Below are 19,089 nucleotides of genomic sequence, written 5' to 3' on the forward strand. Positions count from 1 at the left end.
GGTACTATTTTATGTTCAAAGCAAAACTAGTAAAAGGGGCGCTAGCTCTTGCGCTCTTCGGTTCATTGTTCTCTCTTCCGATGATGCCCGCCGCCACTGCTGCCGATGCCAACTGCCCGAATGGCTACGTTGGCCTGACGTTCGACGATGGCCCTAATCCCGGTAACACGACAAACCTGCTTAATGCACTGAAGCAGTCTGGTCTGCGTGCAACGATGTTCAATACGGGACAAAACGCACAGAATTACCCTTCTTTGGTGCGGGACCAAGTGAGCGCAGGCATGTGGGTTGGCAACCACTCTTATACACATCCGCATATGACTACTCTGAGCAGTTCGCAGATGTCTTCGGAAATTACGCGGACACAGCAGGCGATCCAGTCGGCTACCGGGTCTGCACCGAAGCTGTTCCGTCCGCCGTACGGCGAGACCAATGCCACTTTGAAGTCTATCTTGTCCCAGAACGGTCTTACCGAAGTGCTCTGGAATGTTGACTCCCAGGATTGGAACGGCGCCAGCACCGCCCAAATCGTAGCGGCAGCAGGCAGACTGCAAAACGGTGATGTGATCCTGATGCATGACCAGTACCAAGCAACGCTCCAGGCGATCCCGCAGATTGCGCAAAATCTCAAGAACCGTGGCCTTTGCTCCGGGATGATCTCGCCAAGCACCGGCCGGGCAGTTGCCCCTGACGGCGGGGGCACAACCCCTCCTCCTGTCACAGGTACAAAAATAGAAGCCGAGAGTATGACCAAGAGCGGTCAGTATACCGGAAATATCAGCTCGCCATTCAATGGAGTCGCTTTATATGCCAACAACGATTCGGTGAAGTTCACGCATAATTTCACGACCGGTACCCATAATTTTTCACTCCGCGGGGCTTCGAACAACTCCAACATGGCCAGAGTCGATTTGAAAATCGGCGGGCAAACGAAGGGGACCTTCTATTTCGGCGGGAGCAGTCCTGCGGTCTATACCTTAAACAATGTTAGCCATGGAACAGGTAACCAAGTAGTTGAGCTCGTGGTTACAGCCGATAACGGAACCTGGGATGCGTTCCTTGATTACCTGGAGATCCAATAACATTCTGAAGCACACAATCATTATTTTAAATTGAATAGAGGTTCCGCTTGGCACATCCCGGTTGGATCCTTCCAACCGGGATGTCATGTGTATATGAATGAGATTTATGGGCAAAAACTAAAGTTTTGACGATAGAAGCTTTATTTTATTACAAGAAAAAGGAAGGAGGCCTCTGTTAAAATAAAAATGCAAACGCTTTCAATACCAATAATGGAAGGAAGTGATAACCGAGATCTGCTAGGGTCTGCACAGCATCATAGGATGACGAGATGCAGTTTAAACTAAAAGGGAGGAATTACGATGAAACAAAGAAAAATGAAGTTGATTGCCGCTTTGTTGCTCTGCTTCACGTTAACATTACCCGGAGCAGTAAGTGCGCAAACGGTTACCAGCAATTCGGTTGGAACCCATGACGGTTACGACTACGAATACTGGAAGGATAGCGGAAATGGAACAATGGTTCTCGGCAGTGGAGGCACGTTCAGTGCGGAGTGGAGCAACATCAATAATATTTTATTCCGAAAAGGCAAGAAGTTTAATGAGACACAAACGCATCAGCAGATTGGAAATATCTCGATAACCTATGGGGCCACTTATCAGCCAAACGGCAACTCATATTTAACGGTCTATGGCTGGACGGTTGATCCGCTGGTAGAATATTATATCGTTGATAGCTGGGGCAGCTGGCGTCCGCCTGGAGCTTCGCCAAAGGGCACCGTTACTGTTGACGGGGGAACTTATGACATATATGAGACGACTCGAGTAAACCAGCCATCCATTAAAGGCACGGCTACTTTCAAGCAGTATTGGAGTGTGCGGACGTCTAAGCGCACAAGTGGGACCATCTCGGTAAGCGAGCACTTTAAAGCTTGGGAAAGATTGGGCATGACAATGGGTAAGATGTATGAAGTTGCTCTTACAGTAGAGGGCTATCAAAGTAGTGGAAGTGCTAATGTATACAGCCACACATTGAACATTGGCGGCGGGGGAACAACGCCTCAGCCAGGTACAGGTTCGAAGGTCGAGGCCGAGAGTATGACCAAAAGCGGACCGTACGCTGGGAATATCAACTCGCCGTTCAACGGAGTGGCTCTATACGCGAACGGTGATTCGGTGAAATTTACTCACAATTTCACGACCGGCACGCATAATTTCTCACTCCGCGGTGCTTCGAACAATTCCAACATGGCTAGAGTTGATTTGAAAATCGGCGGACAAACGAAGGGAACCTTCTACTTCGGCGGAAGCAGTCCTGCGGTGTATACCCTAAATAATGTCAGCCATGGAACCGGAAATCAAGAGGTTGAGCTTGTAGTTACAGCCGATAACGGAACATGGGATGCTTTCCTCGATTATTTGGAGATCAACTAAATATCGGAAGCAATAACATAAACGTCTCTCAACAAAATCCCGGTGGGTTTTCCCTGCCGGGATTTTTGGGGTTCCCCTAATTTCTTTTTACATAGAAAAACATCAACTCGTCTGGTAAAGTGAGAATATAGTGAAAATAATGCCAGCGCTGCTAAAACTATCAATTCAAAGTTGACAGTTGGAGCAAAGCTATTTTGGAATATGGGCATTTTTGTGGATGAGTATGGATTGAGTCCCAGTATTGTGAATGGCGGCGACTTTTGGCTTTTAATGGATTGGTTAAGATTATTATTCTTGTTTTTATTATGTATTATTTCTGGTGTGAATTTATTAAATGAAGATAAAGAGTAAGTGAGGATGGGAACTATGAGTTCAAAGTACGATGTCTATCAAGCAACGTTCAAAGATTTAGATGAATTATCAAATCTGTTTAATGAATATCGCCTATTTAACGGACAGCAGTCAAATTTGGAATGCGCACATCAATTTTTATTTGAACGCTTTGAACATCGGGAATCTATCATTTTTGTAGTAAAAGATATTAGCAAAAATATGATTAGTGGATTTACACAATTATATCCTGTTTTTTCTTCTATTTCTTTGGAAAGATCTCTAATATTAAACGACTTATTTGTGCTCAGAGAATATAGGAAGCAGGGATTAGGACAACTATTGTTAGAAGAAGCAAGAAGGTACGCCGTACAAATAAAAGCTAAAGGAATAGAACTGTCGACAGCGGTTAATAACTTACAAGCTCAGCGACTATATGAACGAAACGGATATGTGAAAGATCAGGATTTTTATCATTATTTTTTAAGTACAAAGAATAATTAACAAGAAGGGGGGAAATGATGTTGCATCTAATCATTGTCGAAGGAATACCCGGATCAGGCAAGTCAACAACTGCAAGATTCATATCTTTACAAACTGAAAGAAATGGAATGAAAACAAAGCTTTTTCATGAATCTGCTTTTCAGCATCCGATTTTTCTTGATTGTGAGATTACTGATCCTACAGATTGGAGAAATATTTATCTTGCTAACTTGGACCGCTTTCTGGATGCTCTACCTGAGGATAATTCCGTCATTGTCATGGAGTCGGTCCTGTTCCAAAATCCCAATCATTGAACAACTTCATTTGGATGTAGATAGAGACGATATCATCCGTTTTATAAAAGAAATATACGCACGATTGGCAGAATTAAATTGCACCTTAATTTATCTTTATCAAGAAGATCCCGCTGTTGGAATTCATAGAATGATGGTAGCACGGGGCGGCGAAAATTGGCTTAAGCATACTTATGAGAAATATAAACATGAGCCTTATTACGTGAATCGCGGCCAACAAAGCGAGGATTTGCACCTGAATTTTTTGCATGAATATGCTGTTTTAGCTCGCGATGCTTATGCAAAATGCAGGATGAATACGTTAGCGATTGATAATACGGCGTGGGAATGGCCTCAATATTACAATAACATTTTGGATTTTCTAAACCTGACTTATATGCCTGATCCAATTCTGAGTTCACAAGAATTAGTGCAACATGCGGGGAGCTTCCAAAATGTTGAGTTAGGGGTCAGCATCCATATTGAGATGCAAGATGAACAGTTAATTATTTTTGGTAATCTGCAATTAAAAACGAGAGACGTTCATACATTTTATTTGGATCATATAAGCATGTCATTGGAATTCATACCGAATGATGCTGGAGGCTTCTCCTCATTTATTATGACTGAGAAAGATCTAATTGGGAATCAGAAAGATGAAGGAACGATACGCAACTTAGTTGCGGGTATTGTTTATGGTTTGACCTTTGGGATCGGTGTATTAATCAGTGCATTCATGGTTGGGCTTAGAGAAGATAAAAGAGCGATTCATGATTTCATCGCCGGAACGGAAGTCGTATATAATGATTAATTCGTATTCTCTTTATTAATAGGAGTGGTAATCCATTGTTGCACGTGGAGATAAGAAGACCAAGCAGTAGAGACACCGAAGAACTAGGTTGTTTTTTAGAATTGTCATTACAGATACGTTTATGAAGGATGGCATTGGAGAACTGCTGGATGATATGGAAGACGAAATCAACTCGAAAATAATTCACTTAGAAAATGATGACCCTCATTACCAAAGGAACGGGGTGGGCAATGTACTTTTGAAAGCAATGTATTCCGCAATGCGTCAAAAGGGGATAAAGGAATTTGTTTTAGATAGCGGATATAAGACTGCGCAACAAATCTGGACAAAAAAGTTTGGAGAACCTCAATATTTATTAAAAGATTATTGGGGCAAGGCAAATGACCACATGATTTGGAAAGTTAACATCGATGACGTCGCTGACTGTAACAATACAATTAGGAGCATACGAGCCAAAGAAAGCTTGAGGGGGCCAGAGGATGACTGTTAAACCGCAGCTTGTATTAGATTTAGCCGGTGTGTTAGTTAGCAACTTTTCACCGACCTGTTGGCTTAATCTATCCGAGGGTTCGCAAATTTTGTTTCAGAGTTTCAGGGAACAATTTGAGGAAATCCGTAAAGACCTTTGGATGGGAAAGATGAAGGAAGAGCATTTTTGGACTTGGTTGAGCCACCGAATAAATCCAATCAATAAACAAGAAGCTCGGGAAATGCTGATTCATTCGCTTGAACCGCTTCCTGCCATCAATTGCTTGCCGAAGTGGAGTCAAATCGCTGATATCCATATTCTCAGTAATCATTGCCAGGAATGGCTGGAGCCGATTTTATCAAAGATTGAACCCTTTATAAAGAGCATCACGATATCAAATCAAGTTGGCCTATGTAAACCTGATATTCAAATTTATAAATATGTAGAAAAACATTTTGACCATAATGATGCAAACCAACTCATTCTTTTCATAGATGATCAAGAAAAGAACTTTAAACCAGTAAGTGATCTCGGATGGAGAACCTTACTTGCAGATCAAGACCATAAATGGATAGAGAAAGTTGAGCCAATCATATTATCGGATGTATAATCATGGAAGAAGCTCACGCATAAACGCCCTAGCCTAAGATCAGAGCTATCTAAGGCTGGGGCATTTTATTTAGTTCAGGCTGACTGTTGCGGCGAAGGAGGATTATATGTCTAGAACCCCAAGGATCCTAATAGGGACAAGTGAAGATGCAAATTATGTTAGAAACAAACTAATTGAATTTAATTCCAAACATGTACCAAACGGTATCTACGAAGAAATTATCTTATGTTCACAGGATGATCAGGGCGAAATTATAGCTGGGCTTAATAGTGCAATCTGTTGGAATTGGAACGCCTGAATTCTATAAGAAGTATGGGTATAAAGAAATGGCCATTATCGAGGATGCTCCACGGGGAAATAGACATTACTACCTCAAGAAGGACTTGATTTAAATCTAATACAATTCAAAATCATGAGAATGGAGAAATCAATGAAAGTAAAGTTAACTAAACAAGATTTTTAGAATACGCAATTAAGCTGGTTATGTATCCAACCTATGCTGCTAGCTGTTCGTGGAAAGGATATCACCACAAAAACAGAAATGTATCAGCAGTTAAATGAAGGGCAGAAAGGTCTATATTTGTTTTATTCGTTTCATAATCACGCCAAGACAATCGAAGAGTTTTACTGGTTTTCAAGCTACTACATATTGGAGATTCAATCTTGGAGCGGAATAAAAAGCGGAGTTCAATATTTTAAGGATTTTGAAATGGTTGATTTGTTAGAACAAATGGAAGACCTAATTATGCAGCGAAGTGAAGACATGAACAAAGGGCAACAGGTGAGTCCAACGGATTTAGAAAAAGATAAGGGTTTATTGAATGCTGTAACAGAATATTTCGCTAAATATAACGAATTATCCGAAAAAACAATAAATCGGATGAATGAATGGATTATAGATCATCAGGAAGATTTTTTAGAAATGGATTGAGGTACTCGAGGGAATTCAAAATGGTGTATGTAATACTGGAGGGCTCTATTATGAATTTGAATGAGATTGTAGAAACTTATAATTGTAAGCGTAAAGCTTTTATACTTATTGGGTTTAGTGGCCAGAGCATGGAGGAAGAGAAACATCTGTTTAGAAAACTTAACGAACGAATGAATGAAATAACTAATTCAACAAATAAGCTTCAATATCTTGTAGTGTCCGGTAAATATCCAACGCCCTTCGTTGGAGCTGAAGTCACGGACTCACAGAATGTCCCTGAAGGGATGAATGCTTTAACTATACCGGCAGAAGAATATGTCGCATTCAAATTTAAGAAAGAGCATGTTGGTGATTTCTGGGAGAACGTATGTACAATCGATAATCAAGAAAGATATCAAATTGATCTTTCTAAACCTAGATTTGAGATATTTAAGCCTGATCAACAAAATACTGAACTTCTTGAGTGGTTTATACCCACAAACACAAATAGCATAATTAGAGACTAACATTAAGGACGAGGGATAAATCAATGAAGCATAGATATTACATCCTATTTCCGATTTTTCAATTATGTCTCGTAATCACATCAACATTAATTGATCAAAGTATTGATAAGGGACATGGCGAAGGAAATAGTCAAATCATCGCAAATCTATTATCTAATGTTGAATTTATTGTCAAACAATTATTTAAATACGATGACATTGTGAATTATAACTTTAGATTAAATACTGCAATTTTAGGGATTTTGATATGGTTTCTTATAGGATTATTATTGAATATTTTTATTAAGAAATGGAGTAGACGTTAGGAAGTAAATGTTAAGAGTAAATTAATACAACTATATTGTCGCGTAGGGTTAAGCATCAAGCACCATCCAAATGATTTGCCTGGATACAAAAAAGCATGGGCTTATTGGAAACAGATATGTGAATCTAATTGATCCAATTTGTATATGATTAAAACTGGAGGTATTTCATTTATGCAACATTCACTAACTCAAGACAAAGTTGAATTAATCGAAAGTCCGAATCAGATTACATGTTAGATAGAATGAAAGCGATTCAAGAAAGACCTGGTAATCCTGAAGGTGTAGAGATCAAACATTTTGGCAGTGCAATTGCACTGTATAGCGAGACTATGCCTTGGCCAGCATTTAATACGGTTAAAGGCATAAGTGCTGATGATATTGAGCTGCTCGATGATATTATTGATTTCTATAGATCTAGAAAACGAAAGATGCAGTTTGAAATTGTATCATCACGGGTCAATCAAGGTCTGCTGCAAGGACTTGCCCAAAGAGGATTGTATCAGTCCGGGTTTCATACTTCGCTATATTACCCTATAGAAGATTGGCATGAAAATTGGTTATGTAAGAACAACTTGGACAGAGCAACCATAAATAAAGGGAGGCAAGCATGAACCTAACCGTAGCTATAAATGCATACTTGACGTAAATAGATAAAATAAATATAATAACTTACATAAAGTAATTAACTATTATCCGGTTAATTAAATTTTTTCGTTTGAAGCTATGATAGGCAAATGAACTGATTTATGTTCATCACATGTTCGAAGGGAGGCGGATCCGTCAGGAGAGCTTGACATCGAAACTGGCCATTTCATAAAACATTAATTTTGGCGGTGGAAAAATGGGTTTTTTGGGCAAAATATTCGGAAGTACAAATAAGGAGGAAAAAACAATGTCAAAACTAAACATCGGAATTATTTTAGGAAGCACGCGTGATGGACGCGTTAGCCCGCAAGTTGGAGAATGGGTGAAAGGGATCGCTGACAAACGCGGGGATGCGAATTACGAAATCGTAGATATTGCTGATTTCAAATTGCCGTTTTTGGGCACAACCGATGGTACGGAGCCAGGAATTGCAGCGTGGAATGAAAAGCTTGCGAGCCTAGACGGATTTGTGTTTATCGTTCAAGAATACAATCACAGCATCACAGGCGCATTGAAAAACGCCATTGATTTCGCACGCGAAGCATGGAACAACAAGGCGGCAGGAATCGTAAGCTACGGGTCAACTGGCGGTGCTCGTGCAGCTGAACATCTGCGGGGAATCATGGGCGAATTATTGATTGCAGATGTTCGCGTACATCCGACATTGTCATTGTTTACAGATTTCGAGAACTTCTCTGTTTTCAAACCACAGGATTTGCATCTTGATAACGTGAATGCCATGCTGGATCAAGTAGTAGCATGGAGCGGTGCGTTAAAAGTATTGAGATAAAAACTTGAAATTATTTAGCCTGAGGGGACACGAATTATGAAGATATTGGTTACAGGTGCGACAGGAAAATTAGGGACAAAAATTGTTGAAACCTTATTGAAATCAGTGCCTGCGGATCAATTGGCTGTCAGTGTCCGCAATCCGGAGAAAGCAGAAGGATTCCGGACTCGCGGTGTGGAGGTTCGCCAAGGCGATTTTGACCACCCGGAAACATTGGATACTGCCTTGACAGGAATCGATCGCTTATTAATCATTTCTGCGGACGGGGACAATGAAACACGCATTCGGCAGCATACAAATGCGGTTGCAGCAGCTGAACGCGCTGGTGTTAAATTTATTGCATACACTAGCCTAGTTAACGCGAAAGAAAGCAAGATGTTCCTGTCTCCACCGCATAAGGCAACAGAAGAGGCGATTTTGAGAACAGGAATTCCATACTCCTTCTTGCGTAATAACTGGTACTTGGAAAATGAAATTTCAAGCATTCAAGGCGTCATGGCTGGAGCACCTTGGGTAACATCTGCCGGATCCGGCAAAGTCGGCTGGGCCCTTCAGCAGGAATATGCGGAGGCGGCTGCTGCTGTACTAGCTGGAGATGGTCACGAAAATACCGTCTACGAACTTTCAGGCAAGCTCATGACGCAGGAGCAATTTGTCTCCGCTCTTGGTGAAGTGTTAGGTAAAGACATACCTGTACAACAGGTTGACGACGAAGCCTACGCTGACATCATGAAAAGTGCAGGTGTTCCGGATTTCCTTGTTCCGTTTCTCGTAGGCATTCAACAAGGCATTCGAGAAGGCGGGCTAGAGGTCGAAAGCAATGATTTTGAGAAATTGCTCGGTCGCCCAGCTACGCCAGTCCGTGAAGCATTGACTCAAATCGTTAGCGGTATCCCGAACCCTAAGTAACATAGAACCCGAATTTAAACACCGGCCATTCCATCAAGAATGGCCGGTGTTTTTTGACTTCGCATGACGCTAGGTTGGTTACCCTTGTCGCAGCAGCGATCCATGCTACTCCAATTGAAGGTGACCGACAGGAGTACTATGGCATATCATGGTTTGAAAATGATGAACATCTTGTGTTATCTCATAGTGGGATCGAAAACGCAAATTTGATTGACATCACCTCATACGCTTTATCCGAACGTGGTTGGATATCTGCCGGAGCAAAAAGAAGTTCTGTTTTTTTATCCGCCCCTCATCAAATTGTATGTACACCGGACGGAAAAGTTGTTTGCACCAATACAGGGCGTAATGTAATAACGACCATTGATTGATCTAGACCAGGTTTCTTTCATGAAATCGGCTTAAGCTCAGAACGGTGGGATAGGCTATCCCCAGATGTCTACAGCGGAGATCATCTTAATTCTGTGTTCATCAAAGATGAAAAATTATATGTGATTGCCCACAGATTCAATAAAGGATCATGGCTGGGTGTATTTTCTTATCCAGGCATGCAGTTGTTGGAAATAGAAAACTTAGGACCAGCAACTGGCCTTCACAATATATGGATTACGATCAGGGCCAAAAAATTAGTTGTGATTCCAATAAAGGAACCTTAATCGACTTGGATGAGAAGACGCCTCTTTGGGTTTCAGGTGCCCCTATTTTTACAAGGGGGTTAGCTGCCCATGGAAATTACGTTGTAGTTGGTGAAAGCCAGCAAACAGGAAGAGATTTAAGACGTAGTTCTATGAGTGGATTATGGATTGTTGACCGTAATCAATGGAAAACAATTGATCACAAATAGTTGCATATTTAATTGAAAATAAGTTAATCCATAAGAGTACATGACGAGGGATTCAAAAAGCATAGAATGTAATTATTTTCTATTAATAGAATTATAATCTTGAATTTCGCAATTGTGTATGTTAAAATTAGAAACAAATAAATTTAGTATTTCCACCATACTTTAATCATAGACTATTCACCTCATAATTTACCCCATAAATACATCATGTTTGTATTCAAAACCAATTTTTCTAACCTTCCTCTATAAAGGCAATGATAAGACCATAAGAACTATTTATTACAAAATACCCTACAGCTCCCAATACATCTATCTTTTCTTTCAAATTATATTCATTGATCATTGCATGAATAGTAGGTTTATTGCATCCAATAAACAATAGAAAAGGTGAAAAGATGGCTAAAGAAGCAAAAAGTCAATATTCGTGGGGAAGTTTTTTCGAGCTAATTCATAAGTCGAAACCTCATGTAGGCCTCTTTATTGTGGCTTGTACCATAAGCTCTGCTAGCGCCATACTTTCCACATTTATTCCTAATGTCTTAAAGAATATCATCGATTCCTACTCCCTCTCAGGTAGTCTGAATCGAGGCGTTTTAATCGGTTTAGTAGCCATTTTTGTTTGTGTGACAATTACAGGTGTTCTATCAAGTTATTTATTGAGCAAGGTTGGCTTAACGGTTGTAGCTAATCTAAGAGGAATGACTTGGACGAAAATTGTGAAATTGCCAACAGCGTTTTTTGATAGAAACCAATCCGGGGATATAGCCAGTAGATTAGTTAGTGATACTACCGTGATATACAACTTGGTCACGCATTCATTTTCTACATTTATCAATGCTGTATTAACCATATTATTTTGTGGATTTTGGCTGTTCTATTATAGCTGGGAATTATCCTTAGTTATTGTAGCTGCGATTCCAATATTCCTGTTATTTTTTATTCCTTTAGGCCGAGCGTTATCCGAGCTTTCTAAAAAAACGCAAAAGTCAACTGGAAAATTGAATATTAGTGCGATTGAAATGATTTCCGAAAATAAGTTGGTTAAGTCTTTTACCGCTGAAAACTATCAAATCGATAAAGGATTAAAAAATATTAATGATCTCATGCAACTAGGTTTGAAGCAAGCCAAATGGTCAGCTACGGTAAATCCCTTCCTCAATATGATCATGTTAATTATTATTATGATCATTATTGGCTATGGCGGTGTCCAACTAGCGAATGGCCGTTTAACAGCGGGAACCTTTATCGCATTTTTAACCTTGATTTTTTATATTATCAATCCTATTTCTAACTTTGGTTTTTTCTTCTCTCAGTTGCAGAAAACCAAGGGGGCAACAGAACGAATTTTACAGCTGCTATCCGAGGAAGAAGAGAATATAAATGAGGGCAAGAGTTTAGATCTAAGCTGCAAAGACATTGAAATTAGAAATTTGAGCTTTAAGTATAACACTCAGGAAAATTTATCGTTTTCTTTAGAGGACATCACATTGAATATTAAGAGCGGGAATACTTATGCGTTAGTTGGCCCAAGCGGCAGTGGAAAAACGACGTTTGTTTCCTTGCTGGAGCGATTTTACAAACCAACCAGCGGAAGTATTTATATCGATGGTGAAAGTATAGAAAATTATTCATTGCATTCCTGGCGTTCTCAAATCGGTTATGTATCTCAGGAGCACAGTCTAATTACCGGGACGATAAGGGAGAATCTAATCTTTGGATTAGAACCGCAAGATGAGGCGAAAATTATTGAAGCTTGCGAAATGGCATATGCATGGGAATTCATAAGTCAGCTGCCTCATGGATTGGACACGCATATTGGCGAGCGAGGACTCCACTTATCCGGCGGACAAAGACAAAGAATTGCTATCGCAAGAATGTTCCTTAAAGATCCTAAACTCATTTTATTAGATGAAGCAACATCAAATTTGGACAGCCAGTCTGAGGAAAAAGTGCAATCTGCGATGAAGAAAATTATTGAGGGTAGAACCGCCATTGTAATAGCTCATAGATTATCTACGATTATGGACTCCGAATATATTATTTTTGTGGAAGATGGCAAGGTAACAGGCCAAGGAACCCACTATGAATTACAAAGAACTCATAAATTGTATCAGCAATTTTGTGAATTGCAATTTAGCGCACAATTACAATGAGGGAGGAGCAGCCATAATGGATAAAAACCATCTTTACTTTAAGTACGTAAATAATGATTCAAAATATTACGAGAAGCAGGCTGGCAACAAAACAGCTGAATTCACGGTAAACCATTTGTCTGAAGATTGTTTGATTAGAACAGAGGAAAATTCTCCTTGGAAAATTTATAGTTTTGCCAATAAAAAAATTAAGGATCAGGGCTGGAAGATTCATGTTAGTGCAACTATGGAAAATGCACAGCAAATTCTAGCGGACATAAGCCAAGTTTTAATCGAACGTAAAATGACCTTTAAGCATCTTCTTAATAAAACCTACTTACATAGTATTAACTCCAAAAATGGGAATAGAATAAGCTCCGGAAAATTCATAACGATATATCCTCCAACCGATGAAGAATTTTATGAATTACTTCATATTTTATATGACAAGGTTAAAGATCAAGAAAATGGGCCTTATATTCTAAGTGATAAATGCTGGAAAAATAGCAATATATACTATAGATATGGGGGATTTGTGAAAATTCCCAACGAAAAAGGCGAATTTTGCATCAAGGATCCCACAGGACAACTAATTCCGGATAATCGTACCCCTTATTATCAGGCGCCTGAATTTGTTAAAGATTTTGATCAATTTTTAGAGTTGAACAACCAGTTTTCTGATGCTGATGAAAATAATCCTAAGTTTAAACAATATAAATTCCAAAATGCGCTGCGATTTACCAATGGCGGCGGGATTTATATCGCTGAAAGAAATGAGGATAAACGAAAGGTAGTTATTAAAGAAGCAAGGCCAAAGGTAGGGCTAGACGGACAAAATAAAGATGCAATCGACAGGCTGCAAAAGGAATACGAAGCATTATCGAAGCTTGCGGATGTGAAAGGCGTAGTGAAGGTAGTTGATTATTTTAAATCGTGGAAGCATTTATTTCTAGTAGAAGAATATGTTGAAGGGATTGATATGAAAACGTGGATAGCTGCGAAATACCCCTTTCATCGCCATAAAGATAAAGAACAGTATATAAATGAAGTGAAACAAATCATCCTCCGTTTAATAGATATTGTTACCGAGATGCATCGTAAAAATGTTGGCATGGGAGATTTACAGCCAGCCAATATGATGATCACGAAGGATCTGGATGTGACACTTATTGATTTTGAGTCTGCCGATCACAAAGATCGTGAAGATAAGGCGGCAATTCATACGATGGGATTTTCGGATCATCAAAATATAAACCGCAAGGAACGAGACTGGTATGCAGTTAAAAAAATACTAAGATATTGTGTGTTACCTATAGGTCCGATAAGCAATATTGAGGAAAGTATAACCTCATATCACAATGAGTGGATTAAACAAGAATTTGGTAGTGAGTTCTACTTATTTCTCCGAGAAATCGAAAACAGATGTGACATCCATTTATCAGCAACAAAAGAGAAACAATATCAACCCATAGATTATGCTCAAAAAAAATGGTCAGATGAAATAAAATCGTTGATAGCAGGTCTAAGAGCGGGGATGTTGGCCAATCTAGTGCCAGATCAAGGTCTGATTCATGGTGATATTAGACAATATGAAATCGCTGGTGGAACAACGAATGTGCTTACTGGAGGGACTGGTGCGGCGCTGGCTTTGTTTAGAACAGGAAATGTGGATAAACAAGTGATCCATTGGATTGAACAACATTTCATTCATAACATTCATTCTGAACAATCTGAATTACAGGGACGAGGACTGTTTACTGGCAAAGCAGGTATTGCTGCAACACTGTATGAATTAGGTTATAAAGACAAAGCTTTAGAATTATTTAGCAATTTAACTGGTAATAACGATGATATTTCATTAAGGTCAGGCTTGGCGGGGATTGGGCTTGCTTTAATCAGTTTATATTTTGAAGAAAACGATGATCAATATTTAAAGCAAGCTGAATCGATTGCAAGTCATATTATGCATTTTTTAAGAGATAATAGAAGTTTAACCGTTTCCGACTGGGCTGCTGATCCTGTTGGGCTGATCGATGGATGGTCAGGTGTATCGTTGTTTTTTACAGCAATGTATGCGGTTACGAGGAATACGACTTTTTATGTGGTGGCACAAGAGCTAGTAGGACTTGATTTAAAAAATGCCCACATTGACGAGGACTTGCATGTTCTGCAAATCATGAATGATCGAAAATTGTTGATTCCTTATTTATCAGGTGGATCTATAGGAATTGGAGTAGCGATTTGGTATCTGAATCATGTGAGTGGCCAGAAGCATTATCAGGACGAATTCAAATTAATAGTTAATTTGAATCATATAAGATGTACATTCACTGGGGGATTATTTGATGGGGCGGGCGGTTTTTTACTGATACCACCTCTGCTGGATGATACTTATGAAATGATTGAAGCTCACAAAAAGCAAGCCATTGATCGATTAAATTTGTTCCTTATTTTCAAAGAAAACCATTGTTTATTTCCAGGAAACTTCTGTTATCGCTTATCTGATGATTTATATTCTGGAAGCGCAGGGATCATATTAGGGCTACAAGGAATTTTAGAATCCAACCCATTATATTGGCTGCCGATTATAAATATTAATCAATTTGTAACGAAGACAAGGTATATGAATACTCCATTAGTTACATAGACCGTATACCTATTCATGAAAGGAGGTGAAAACAATGAATGATGTGTTAGCGCTGCAACAATTAGCTGCAATACCAGAAGAGCAAGAGGCATTTCCAATTACAATTACATGGACTGTAACGACTACAGCAGCAACTTGGTCGACAGTAAGCAATCATTGTTAATAACTAAACAACATTCATAAGCGCGCATAAATAGGGAAAAGGATAAGCAAACTGCTTATTCTTTTCCTTATTTATTTTATTTCATATATAATGAAGGAAGAAGCTCAGACAACAAACGCTCCAGCTTAAGATAGAGCTATCTTGGCTGGGGCTTTTTTGTACACATAAACTTGGCACCACTTTTAAGGAAGTTATCATAACAAGGAGGATGCCCCAAATGAATTCATTTATCAGCAAACCAATTACAGGCGCTATGTATTATGTTAAGGATTTGGAGTCAGCTTGCCAATGGTATTGCCATACTCTGGGTTTTAGCTTAGGGGAGCATGACTTTAATTTAAATCCAATGTGAACGATCGGGTAGCCAGAGCCACATTTAGCTTTTCGACGAACAACAATGAGGGTACATACAATTTTATACAAGATAGAGGAGTCGAAGTATCAGCGATAAACAAGCATATCGACCATTCGGATTTTACTTTTAACGATTGTGAATCAATTAATGATATGTCAGTTCTATAACTGAATTTAGGGGAGAAATTGAAATCTATGGAAATAAAAGCTGCGACAGATTCAGACTATAAATATATCGTGGAAAGAGACAGACATATCGCTGAGGCTTTGGTTAAGAACAAAATAAATGAACATGAGGTATTCATATTGTGGGAGTCGAATGAAGAAATAGGCTGGATGAGGTTCGGGTATTTCTGGGATAACACGCCGTTTATGAACATGCTTTGGATTGATGAAGAATATCGGGGCCAAGGGCACGGGAAGAAAGTCGTACTCTACTGGGAAGAGCTGATGAGAAAGAAAGGCTTTAGCTCTGTCATGACCTCGACGCAATCCGATGAAGAGGCACAGCACTTTTATAGAAAGCTTGGGTATAAGGATGCCGGATGTTTAATGCAAGAAAATGCTCCGCTCGAATTGATTTTCACTAAAAATATAGTGTAAATGGACTCGGGCTTCTAACCTTTCATGCCTAGTTATTCAGATGTATAATCATGGAAGTAGCAGGAGGGAATTACGATTAAAAAGCTGATGACCGGAATCATCGTCAGTGTTGTATTATCATTGTCTATAGGCTTCTTATGGGAATGGCAACAGGCCATAAACATTACGGGCGGAATTGGAGTTATCATGCTGCTGCTAGCAGGCGTTCTCAATGGGACTTTTGTTAGCGGGGTTCAAATGAGAGCCAATAGAGAGATAGAAACGGCGGAGGATAAAGAGTCTAGAAACAAGTTTTCTTCTATGTTTTTTCTATGGGGACTCCCTTTTTTCCTGATGGCAATAGCCATTTTTATGATCGTAAAGTGAAATTAATTTCCTAGAAAGCGGTGTGCAAAAATTAAGGAGAAAATAATTGCTGTGAAAAAATTAATCATGCTCTTCCATGATTTTTGTATTGGGCGCAACAGCATTAATAATCACTATAAACGGTTTGTCAGTTCCAATGAAAACTGCAATGACCAGTTCTGTTGAGGCGGAATCATCGGAGGAAGCTATACCTGATATAGAATCATCTGAATTTGAGAAAGTTAAAAGCTGGTATGCTTCAAGCGAGGAAAAAACAAGAAAGGTTGAGCTTACAATATCATGCTAAGCCAACCATATAGCATTAGAGCGAGGTTTGTGGATAACATTCAGCACAACAGTCGCTCTTTTTTTAGATAGAAGAAAGTAAAAATACCATGATGAAGAACGATACCCGAAGCGTTATTTTGGATTTAGCTAGCCTTCAATATGAAATAGCATCATTATACAGAGCATTCAGATGCGGAGGGATAGAAAATGTTTATCATTGGGACGCTGCTTGCCATAATAATTGCCATACTGGTTTCCATATTTATGGGTCCGGTCGGAGTGCTAATTCTGGTTTCCGTTATTTTTGGGATGGTTCTTAGCATGTATATCCGAAACCGGGAAATGTATAACGACATCCAACGTATTAAAGAAAAGCTAGGAATCGTGGAGCAGGACGATTTCAATATGAGTAATGAAGCGATTGAAGAGGAACTGCTGGAGGAGATGAAGCATGAAGCCCGTAATAAGGAAAAATAGCCCCTAAGCAGCCTAAAAAATGCGAACAAGTTTTCGCTTTGATGGTATAATAGTGTCGTGATGGAGGTCTATGGACGATGAACGAAAGAACGGTCAGGCACGACGGTATGATGAACAGCCAGAGAAGAACTAGGGAGCAGCTTACCTTTGCGGAGATCGAGCTTGAGCAGCCGGAGCAGAAGCGGGCAGAGCCCTTTGTGGTAATACCGGAACACGGCGGGCGGGAAGTGGACTGGGGACAAAATTTCCGCTATGTCTCCCGGGAACGGCAGTTTGTGGAGCAGGCGCGCGAGCTCGAATGGAAGGGCGGAGAAGCGGCGGAGTTTATCCCTTTTCATGCTTACTGGCCCACTTACGAGCAAATGCAGCCGGGGCAGCTGCGCTGGTATTTGTATTGGCGAGGAGAGGTACGCTCAGGGCGGTATCCGGATACGGATCTGTCTTATCTTTTTGTGTACCTGTACGAGCTGATTCATGGCATCGGCATAAATGAACCGGCAGAAGGGCATGAGCAGATGCAGCGGGTCTGGCTCGCTTACCGGGAGCGATATCCGAAGCTGGACACGTACGTACGCGAATGGCTTTACGATTACGGGCTGGTATTCGGGCTGCATGTCCAGCCTTTGGCTCCGCTGCAGAAGCTCCCCCGGAATTTATCCGCGGAGTTGAAAGAGCTGGAGTGGAAACGTAGATTTACCGCTGAGCCGCTTGCGCTGACCTGGGATATGCTGAGGACGATGATCGACTATGATGTGGAGAAGAGCCGTTTTTACACCGGGCAGGGGCGCAAGGATTTGCAGGCCTATGCCCCGAAAGTAGTGGCGCTGGTCGATGGTTATTTGTCTAAAAGCGAGGGCGTAAAGCTGCTGGAGCGGTTCATACCCCGCGTGAAAAAAGTCAGCAGGCCCTTGTTCCGCACCGCTGTATATGATCACGAGCTGTATGGGCGCGACGTTACAGTAAGCGTATTGCCGATTAGCACACATCTCCCGCTGCGCTCGTATGTAACCCAGCTTGTCAGGCTTACGGAGAACAAGCTGCGCGAGTTATCGGGATTTCGAGGCAAGCTGCGGGGAATTACCGTGGAGTCTAGCGTGGAACAACTGGTTGCAAGATTCCTGCATAAAGAATTCGAGCAGCGTAAGGCGGAGGAGGCCAGAGCCTTCGTGCCTAAAGTGAAAATCAACACGTCGAAGCTGCAAAGGATTCAGTGGGAGTCGGATGAGGTACGGGATATGCTGACGACTGAGGTGCAGGCACCTGTGTCAAATGAGAGCAGGGAAGAAACAGCGCTGCCGGCTAAGCTGTCCAAAGCGAGCAAGGTGCCGGATTCTGAGCAATCAGAGAGCCTGCAGCAGGCGGAGCTCGATTTTGAGCGGGGCTGGATGGAGCCCGGGGAAGCGGAGCATAGCGAAGCTGCGGCAGGGGAGATTGGGACGGAGCTGCCGGAGGAGTGGCGTGAAGTATTCGCCCGTTTATCCGCCGCGCATCTCAAAATGCTGTCCGCTCTGCTTGATGGAGAGGACACCGCGGTACGGCTCGGCATTGCTGAACAGGCCGGCTCCATGCCTGAGCTGCTGCTGGACGAAATCAACGAAATTGCGATGGAGTACATCGGCGACTTGCTCGTCGATGGCAATGAGATCGCCCTGGAGTACAGGGAAGAGCTGCGGAGTCTGCTTAGCTGACATAGGTCCAACA

At 40.8% G+C, this 19,089-nt stretch carries 21 protein-coding genes and 3 pseudogenes; all 24 read left to right on the plus strand.

Features of this window, described 5'->3' with window-relative positions; all coding sequences use genetic code 11:
• Positions 1–11: 11 nt before the first annotated feature.
• The 24 genes and pseudogenes from QNH46_RS10005 to QNH46_RS10120 all read left to right on the plus strand — a co-directional run bounded on the left by QNH46_RS10005 (position 12) and on the right by QNH46_RS10120 (position 19,076).
• On the plus strand, positions 12–1,082 hold the full coding sequence (locus QNH46_RS10005) for a polysaccharide deacetylase family protein (protein WP_283927962.1): 1,071 nt from the start codon (positions 12–14) through the stop codon (positions 1,080–1,082).
• A gap of 300 nt (positions 1,083–1,382) precedes the next feature.
• On the plus strand, positions 1,383–2,453 hold the full coding sequence (locus tag QNH46_RS10010) for a glycoside hydrolase family 11 protein (RefSeq protein WP_283927963.1): 1,071 nt from the start codon (positions 1,383–1,385) through the stop codon (positions 2,451–2,453).
• Positions 2,454–2,624: 171 nt separating this feature from the next.
• On the plus strand, positions 2,625–2,804 hold the full coding sequence (locus QNH46_RS10015) for a hypothetical protein (protein WP_283927964.1): 180 nt from the start codon (positions 2,625–2,627) through the stop codon (positions 2,802–2,804).
• A 15-nt stretch (positions 2,805–2,819) separates the two neighbouring features.
• The gene (locus QNH46_RS10020; protein WP_283927965.1) at positions 2,820–3,287 is read left to right on the plus strand and encodes a GNAT family N-acetyltransferase; all 468 of its coding nucleotides are present in this window, start codon (positions 2,820–2,822) and stop codon (positions 3,285–3,287) included.
• 17 nt (positions 3,288–3,304) lie between these two features.
• Entirely contained in the window at positions 3,305–3,580 is a 276-nt protein-coding gene (locus tag QNH46_RS10025; protein ID WP_283927966.1) for a hypothetical protein, read from the plus strand.
• Positions 3,581–4,226: 646 nt separating this feature from the next.
• Positions 4,227–4,370 (plus strand): annotated as a pseudogene (locus tag QNH46_RS10030) (RDD family protein); the annotation flags it as partial.
• A 35-nt stretch (positions 4,371–4,405) separates the two neighbouring features.
• Positions 4,406–4,860 (plus strand): annotated as a pseudogene (locus tag QNH46_RS10035) (GNAT family N-acetyltransferase).
• Positions 4,850–5,449, plus strand: coding sequence for an HAD family hydrolase (locus QNH46_RS10040; RefSeq protein ID WP_283927967.1), 600 nt, complete (start codon positions 4,850–4,852; stop codon positions 5,447–5,449). The pseudogene QNH46_RS10035 and the gene QNH46_RS10040 overlap by 11 nt, the downstream one beginning before the upstream one ends.
• Before the next feature lie 106 nt (positions 5,450–5,555).
• Positions 5,556–5,841: pseudogene (locus QNH46_RS10045) on the plus strand (hypothetical protein).
• A gap of 104 nt (positions 5,842–5,945) precedes the next feature.
• Positions 5,946–6,380 carry a hypothetical protein gene (locus tag QNH46_RS10050; protein ID WP_283927968.1) on the plus strand — a complete coding sequence of 145 codons (435 nt, stop codon included), beginning with the start codon at positions 5,946–5,948 and terminating at the stop codon, positions 6,378–6,380.
• Between the two features lie 50 nt (positions 6,381–6,430).
• Positions 6,431–6,886 (plus strand): GyrI-like domain-containing protein, encoded by a 456-nt coding sequence (locus QNH46_RS10055; RefSeq protein ID WP_283927969.1) that lies wholly within the window; start codon positions 6,431–6,433, stop codon positions 6,884–6,886.
• Between the two features lie 535 nt (positions 6,887–7,421).
• Positions 7,422–7,802 (plus strand): hypothetical protein, encoded by a 381-nt coding sequence (locus QNH46_RS10060; protein WP_283927970.1) that lies wholly within the window; start codon positions 7,422–7,424, stop codon positions 7,800–7,802.
• A 230-nt stretch (positions 7,803–8,032) separates the two neighbouring features.
• Positions 8,033–8,626: an NADPH-dependent FMN reductase gene (locus tag QNH46_RS10065; RefSeq protein WP_283927971.1), complete on the plus strand. Its 594-nt coding sequence runs from the start codon at positions 8,033–8,035 to the stop codon at positions 8,624–8,626.
• A 36-nt stretch (positions 8,627–8,662) separates the two neighbouring features.
• Positions 8,663–9,535 carry an SDR family oxidoreductase gene (locus tag QNH46_RS10070; RefSeq protein WP_283927972.1) on the plus strand — a complete coding sequence of 291 codons (873 nt, stop codon included), beginning with the start codon at positions 8,663–8,665 and terminating at the stop codon, positions 9,533–9,535.
• Positions 9,536–10,136: 601 nt separating this feature from the next.
• Positions 10,137–10,379, plus strand: coding sequence for a hypothetical protein (locus tag QNH46_RS10075; protein WP_283927973.1), 243 nt, complete (start codon positions 10,137–10,139; stop codon positions 10,377–10,379).
• 395 nt (positions 10,380–10,774) lie between these two features.
• Positions 10,775–12,532 carry an ABC transporter ATP-binding protein gene (locus QNH46_RS10080; protein WP_283927974.1) on the plus strand — a complete coding sequence of 586 codons (1,758 nt, stop codon included), beginning with the start codon at positions 10,775–10,777 and terminating at the stop codon, positions 12,530–12,532.
• Between the two features lie 16 nt (positions 12,533–12,548).
• A complete protein-coding gene (gene lanKC / locus QNH46_RS10085; RefSeq protein ID WP_283927975.1) occupies positions 12,549–15,158 on the plus strand; it encodes a class III lanthionine synthetase LanKC in 2,610 nt (869 codons plus the stop codon).
• Positions 15,159–15,192: 34 nt separating this feature from the next.
• The gene (locus QNH46_RS10090; RefSeq protein WP_283927976.1) at positions 15,193–15,321 is read left to right on the plus strand and encodes a class III lanthipeptide; all 129 of its coding nucleotides are present in this window, start codon (positions 15,193–15,195) and stop codon (positions 15,319–15,321) included.
• 217 nt (positions 15,322–15,538) lie between these two features.
• On the plus strand, positions 15,539–15,673 hold the full coding sequence (locus tag QNH46_RS10095; protein WP_283927977.1) for a VOC family protein: 135 nt from the start codon (positions 15,539–15,541) through the stop codon (positions 15,671–15,673).
• A gap of 197 nt (positions 15,674–15,870) precedes the next feature.
• Positions 15,871–16,278: a GNAT family N-acetyltransferase gene (locus QNH46_RS10100; RefSeq protein WP_283927978.1), complete on the plus strand. Its 408-nt coding sequence runs from the start codon at positions 15,871–15,873 to the stop codon at positions 16,276–16,278.
• A gap of 87 nt (positions 16,279–16,365) precedes the next feature.
• Complete coding sequence (locus QNH46_RS10105; RefSeq protein WP_283927979.1) at positions 16,366–16,644, plus strand: DUF5316 domain-containing protein; 279 nt, start codon at positions 16,366–16,368, stop codon at positions 16,642–16,644.
• 76 nt (positions 16,645–16,720) lie between these two features.
• The gene (locus tag QNH46_RS10110; protein WP_283927980.1) at positions 16,721–16,930 is read left to right on the plus strand and encodes a hypothetical protein; all 210 of its coding nucleotides are present in this window, start codon (positions 16,721–16,723) and stop codon (positions 16,928–16,930) included.
• A gap of 188 nt (positions 16,931–17,118) precedes the next feature.
• Positions 17,119–17,388, plus strand: coding sequence for a hypothetical protein (locus tag QNH46_RS10115; RefSeq protein ID WP_283927981.1), 270 nt, complete (start codon positions 17,119–17,121; stop codon positions 17,386–17,388).
• Positions 17,389–17,465: 77 nt separating this feature from the next.
• Entirely contained in the window at positions 17,466–19,076 is a 1,611-nt protein-coding gene (locus tag QNH46_RS10120; RefSeq protein WP_283927982.1) for a TerB N-terminal domain-containing protein, read from the plus strand.
• The last annotated feature ends 13 nt before the right edge of the window (positions 19,077–19,089 follow it).

The sequence above is a fragment of the Paenibacillus woosongensis genome (assembly GCF_030122845.1).
Taxonomy (GTDB): domain Bacteria; phylum Bacillota; class Bacilli; order Paenibacillales; family Paenibacillaceae; genus Fontibacillus; species Fontibacillus woosongensis_A.

Bases quoted from the DNA above. Each gene is read 5' to 3' on its own strand.
- QNH46_RS10105 (WP_283927979.1), top strand. From the start codon at position 16,366: ATGACCGGAATCATCGTCAGTGTTGTATTATCATTGTCTATAGGCTTC.
- QNH46_RS10025 (WP_283927966.1), top strand. From the start codon at position 3,305: ATGTTGCATCTAATCATTGTCGAAGGAATACCCGGATCAGGCAAGTCA.
- QNH46_RS10070 (WP_283927972.1), top strand. From the start codon at position 8,663: ATGAAGATATTGGTTACAGGTGCGACAGGAAAATTAGGGACAAAAATT.
- QNH46_RS10100 (WP_283927978.1), top strand. From the start codon at position 15,871: ATGGAAATAAAAGCTGCGACAGATTCAGACTATAAATATATCGTGGAA.
- QNH46_RS10115 (WP_283927981.1), top strand. From the start codon at position 17,119: ATGTTTATCATTGGGACGCTGCTTGCCATAATAATTGCCATACTGGTT.
- QNH46_RS10120 (WP_283927982.1), top strand. From the start codon at position 17,466: ATGAACGAAAGAACGGTCAGGCACGACGGTATGATGAACAGCCAGAGA.
- QNH46_RS10075 (WP_283927973.1), top strand. From the start codon at position 10,137: ATGGATTACGATCAGGGCCAAAAAATTAGTTGTGATTCCAATAAAGGA.
- QNH46_RS10080 (WP_283927974.1), top strand. From the start codon at position 10,775: ATGGCTAAAGAAGCAAAAAGTCAATATTCGTGGGGAAGTTTTTTCGAG.
- QNH46_RS10090 (WP_283927976.1), top strand. From the start codon at position 15,193: ATGAATGATGTGTTAGCGCTGCAACAATTAGCTGCAATACCAGAAGAG.
- QNH46_RS10060 (WP_283927970.1), top strand. From the start codon at position 7,422: ATGTTAGATAGAATGAAAGCGATTCAAGAAAGACCTGGTAATCCTGAA.
- QNH46_RS10055 (WP_283927969.1), top strand. From the start codon at position 6,431: ATGAATTTGAATGAGATTGTAGAAACTTATAATTGTAAGCGTAAAGCT.
- QNH46_RS10050 (WP_283927968.1), top strand. From the start codon at position 5,946: ATGCTGCTAGCTGTTCGTGGAAAGGATATCACCACAAAAACAGAAATG.
- QNH46_RS10040 (WP_283927967.1), top strand. From the start codon at position 4,850: ATGACTGTTAAACCGCAGCTTGTATTAGATTTAGCCGGTGTGTTAGTT.
- lanKC (WP_283927975.1), top strand. From the start codon at position 12,549: ATGGATAAAAACCATCTTTACTTTAAGTACGTAAATAATGATTCAAAA.
- QNH46_RS10095 (WP_283927977.1), top strand. From the start codon at position 15,539: ATGAATTCATTTATCAGCAAACCAATTACAGGCGCTATGTATTATGTT.
- QNH46_RS10005 (WP_283927962.1), top strand. From the start codon at position 12: ATGTTCAAAGCAAAACTAGTAAAAGGGGCGCTAGCTCTTGCGCTCTTC.
- QNH46_RS10010 (WP_283927963.1), top strand. From the start codon at position 1,383: ATGAAACAAAGAAAAATGAAGTTGATTGCCGCTTTGTTGCTCTGCTTC.
- QNH46_RS10020 (WP_283927965.1), top strand. From the start codon at position 2,820: ATGAGTTCAAAGTACGATGTCTATCAAGCAACGTTCAAAGATTTAGAT.
- QNH46_RS10110 (WP_283927980.1), top strand. From the start codon at position 16,721: ATGATTTTTGTATTGGGCGCAACAGCATTAATAATCACTATAAACGGT.
- QNH46_RS10065 (WP_283927971.1), top strand. From the start codon at position 8,033: ATGGGTTTTTTGGGCAAAATATTCGGAAGTACAAATAAGGAGGAAAAA.